Raw genomic sequence first — 3353 nt, 5'->3', positions numbered from 1 at the left:
TCCGTCACTTTGTCTTCTTCAACACCAAGATGCTCTACAACGATCTTGCGTACGCGGTCTGCAACGTCGCTCATTTCATTACCTCATGTCTTTCTGGGCTTACGCCCGTTGTTCCCTGAGCTTTCGCCCGCTTAAGTGCCTTCTGGCACAGTCGTTATTCGCGTCAGCACAACATTTGACGTTACGTCACATGCGCTTTGCAGCAAATCTGCGTGGCCTATAACAGAGAATTCTGAATTGGCAAATGCTTTCCACGCAGACCGCAACCGCGTCTGGTCATAACATGGCCATGCCACCATTCACATGCAAGGTAGTGCCGGTGACATAGGCCGCTTCCGGGCTGGAAAGATACAAAACTGCCGCAGCGATTTCATCTGCATCCCCCATCCGGCCCGCAGGCACTTGGGTGAGAATCGCCGATTTTTGATCATCTGTCAGCTTCTCGGTCATCGCGGTCGTGATAAAGCCAGGAGCCACGCAGTTCACCGTGATGCCACGGCTGGCCACCTCGTAAGCGATTGACTTGGACATGCCGACCATACCGGCTTTTGAAGCCGCATAATTCGCCTGCCCAGGATTTCCGGTGGCGCCAACAACGGATGAGATATTCACAATCCGCCCCCAGCGGGCCTTCATCATGCCACGGATCACGCCCTTACACAGGCGCATGGTCGAGGTCAGATTGACCTCCAGAACCGACGCCCATTCATCATCCGACATACGCATAAAAATATTGTCACGCGTGATACCTGCGTTGTTGACCAGCACATCCACGGAGCCCATTGCATCGGCCGCTTGCTTCGGCAAAGCCGTCACAGCTTCGGCTTCGCTGAGGTTACACGGCAAAACATGCGCACGCTCACCCAAAGACGCGGCCAGTTCTTCCAGCGGCGCCACGCGCGTGCCTGACAAAGCAACGGTCGCACCTGCGTCATAAAGCGACTTGGCGATCGCACCGCCGATACCACCAGATGCACCTGTTACAAGCGCATTCTTTCCATTCAAATCAAACATATATCGACCTCTTATTATCTTGTTATTTCAGCGCATCCGTGACTACGGCAACATCATCAGGCGAACCAACTGCCATTGTCGCAATGTTGCGGTCAATACGTTTTATCATACCCGACAGCGCCTTGCCCGCGCCAATCTCATAGATCTCGGTCACACCTTGGGCGGCGAGATACATCACGCTTTCGCGCCAGCGCACCGACCCGGTCACCTGATCCACCAACAAGGACCTGATCCGGGCAGGATCACTGACCGCCTCAGCCAATACATTCGCAACCAAAGGGACAGTAGGTTCATTGAATGTCACATCGGCCAATGCAGCCGCCATAACGTCTGCGGCAGGCGCCATCAGGCTGCAATGGAAGGGCGCGCTGACGGGCAGCAGCAACGCGCGCTTGGCGCCCTTCGCCTTTGCAATCTCAACCGCACGCTCAACCGCCGCTTTGTCGCCTGAAACGACTACCTGCGCCGGGTCATTGTCATTTGCGGCCTGACAAACCTCGCCCCGTGCAGCTTCTGCGGCGACCTCTTGCACGGCTGCAAAATCCAACCCCAGGATCGCAGCCATCGCTCCAACACCAACCGGAACGGCTTTTTGCATCGCGGCGCCACGGGCGCGCAACAAGCGGGCGGTATCGGCCAGACTCAATGCACCCGCAGCAGCCAGAGCCGAATATTCCCCCAATGAATGGCCGGCAACAAACGACGCCGCGTCAACGCCCACACCTTCCGAACCAAGCGCGCGCATAGCAGCAAGCGATGTTGCCATCAGCGCAGGTTGCGCATTTGCCGTCAGCGTCAAATCGGCAATTTCGCCTTCCCAAATAAGCCCTGAAAGGTTTTCACCCAAAGCCTCATCAACCGCGTCAAAGACAGCTTTGGCCTCTGGGTAGGCATCGGCTAGCGCCTTGCCCATTCCAATCGTCTGTGCCCCCTGTCCGGGAAAAACAAATGCGCGCATAAAAGGCCCCTCTTGGCAGTGTTTTTGTTGCCAAATGCTTACCCTGCCCGGCCAAGCGGCACAAGCAACGCGAGAACACGCCAAATCTGTCGGCGGCGGTCTGGAACAAGAAACAGCGATAGACGGGCAAAAAAGACTAAAGGCGTGCGAACAAATCTCTTTCAAGCCGCGATTGCAACGCCGCAATCTCTGCAGTCTCAGCGCGCGCAAGCCAAAGCGCAGAACCGCCATCCTTGGGCTGCAATGCGAGGTCAGACAGGCCCGCGAGCCCGCTCGGCCGGTGCAATAAAGCTGAAAATGCAGAAAACGGGTAGACCCCCAACAATGTTGGCGCACCCCCGCGATGCGGGATAAGCGCGCGGATTAATTCGGTCTCAAAGTCGATTTGCACTTCGGACCGGGTCCCGCGACTGGCAAACCACAACAGATATGCAGCAACTGCGCCAGACATACCTGCCGCGCCAATGCGCAACGACGTCAAAGCGCCATCAAAAAACAAGACCGGCACAAGGAACGTGCCAAGTGCAACAACCGCAAAACAAATGCCGATAAGATAGGAGAGAAATTGCCCCACCAAAATCCGCCACTGCACCTTCATCAAGGGGCGCAACGCATACCCCCCGTCCATTCGCACAATCTCAAACGAAGCCATTGCCCATCCTGCCGTAAAGCGCATTCATCATCATATGCCAGCCGTACAACCGGCCCAAACTCAGAAATACCGCAGCAATCCCAACAGAAGCTTTACAAAAACCGAAATTCTCACGCAAAATATGAGGATGATGCACACCAACAGCCTTGCACCACCGCCCATCGCCTGTATAAGGCGCCATCCTTCTGCAAAGTGATATGAACTGCGCAGACTCTCGTGGATGGGACGCAGAAGGTCAAACCGCCCATCCTTTGAAATGCGCTGATAAATGAACTGGAGTTCACATGCCGCTATATGAGCATGTTATGATTGCGCGTCAGGACTTGTCCAACACGCAAGCCGAAAGCCTTATTGAACATTTCGGGACCGTCCTTGCCGACAACGGTGGCAAGCTGCTGGAAAACGAATATTGGGGCGTCAAAACGATGGCCTATAAGATCAACAAGAACCGCAAGGGCCACTACGCCTTTCTGCGCACCGACGCGCCCGCGCCTGCTGTGCAGGAAATGGAACGCCTGATGCGCCTGCACGAAGACGTCATGCGTGTGCTGACCATCAAGGTCGATGCACACCAAGAAGGCCCTTCGGTGCAAATGCAAAAGCGTGAAGAGCGTGGCGAACGCCGCGAACGTCGCTGATCTTACTGGATAAGGAAAAACATCATGGCTACTAAACCATTCTTCCGTCGTCGCAAGTCTGATCCGTTTGAAGGCGATAACGCGCCTGCGA

Annotated in this window: 5 protein-coding genes and 1 pseudogene; 1 reads left to right on the top strand and 5 read right to left on the bottom strand. The window is 55.5% G+C overall.

Annotated features, from left to right (window positions below; translation table 11 throughout):
- The 5 genes and pseudogenes from ACFDSS_RS13905 to ACFDSS_RS13885 all read right to left on the bottom strand — a co-directional run.
- Positions 1-74, bottom strand: a pseudogene (locus tag ACFDSS_RS13905) (acyl carrier protein); the annotation flags it as partial.
- Between the two features lie 202 nt (positions 75-276).
- Entirely contained in the window at positions 277-1014 is a 738-nt protein-coding gene (fabG, locus tag ACFDSS_RS13900; protein WP_375256319.1) for a 3-oxoacyl-[acyl-carrier-protein] reductase, read from the bottom strand.
- A gap of 22 nt (positions 1015-1036) precedes the next feature.
- Positions 1037-1972, bottom strand: coding sequence for an ACP S-malonyltransferase (gene fabD, locus ACFDSS_RS13895; protein ID WP_375256318.1), 936 nt, complete (start codon positions 1970-1972; stop codon positions 1037-1039).
- 136 nt (positions 1973-2108) lie between these two features.
- Positions 2109-2624, bottom strand: a complete 516-nt coding sequence (locus ACFDSS_RS13890; RefSeq protein ID WP_375256317.1) for a hypothetical protein — start codon at positions 2622-2624, stop codon at positions 2109-2111.
- Positions 2611-2805, bottom strand: a complete 195-nt coding sequence (locus ACFDSS_RS13885) for a hypothetical protein (protein ID WP_375256316.1) — start codon at positions 2803-2805, stop codon at positions 2611-2613. The genes ACFDSS_RS13890 and ACFDSS_RS13885 overlap by 14 nt, the downstream gene beginning before the upstream one ends.
- 103 nt (positions 2806-2908) lie before the next feature.
- On the opposite strand from ACFDSS_RS13885, the gene rpsF reads away from it, so the two are divergent.
- Positions 2909-3262 (top strand): 30S ribosomal protein S6, encoded by a 354-nt coding sequence (gene rpsF / locus ACFDSS_RS13880; RefSeq protein ID WP_375256315.1) that lies wholly within the window; start codon positions 2909-2911, stop codon positions 3260-3262.
- The last annotated feature ends 91 nt before the right edge of the window (positions 3263-3353 follow it).

The sequence above is a fragment of the Yoonia sp. genome (genome assembly GCF_042093035.1).
Lineage (GTDB): Bacteria > Pseudomonadota > Alphaproteobacteria > Rhodobacterales > Rhodobacteraceae > Yoonia.
The sequence above is the reverse complement of the archived record's forward strand: the minus strand, read 5'-3'. Positions and strand labels throughout refer to the sequence as shown.

Coding starts and splice junctions, on each gene's coding strand:
- fabG (WP_375256319.1), bottom strand. CDS start 1,014: ATGTTTGATTTGAATGGAAAGAATGCGCTTGTAACAGGTGCATCTGGT.
- fabD (WP_375256318.1), bottom strand. CDS start 1,972: ATGCGCGCATTTGTTTTTCCCGGACAGGGGGCACAGACGATTGGAATG.
- ACFDSS_RS13890 (WP_375256317.1), bottom strand. CDS start 2,624: ATGGCTTCGTTTGAGATTGTGCGAATGGACGGGGGGTATGCGTTGCGC.
- ACFDSS_RS13885 (WP_375256316.1), bottom strand. CDS start 2,805: ATGGCGCCTTATACAGGCGATGGGCGGTGGTGCAAGGCTGTTGGTGTG.
- rpsF (WP_375256315.1), top strand. CDS start 2,909: ATGCCGCTATATGAGCATGTTATGATTGCGCGTCAGGACTTGTCCAAC.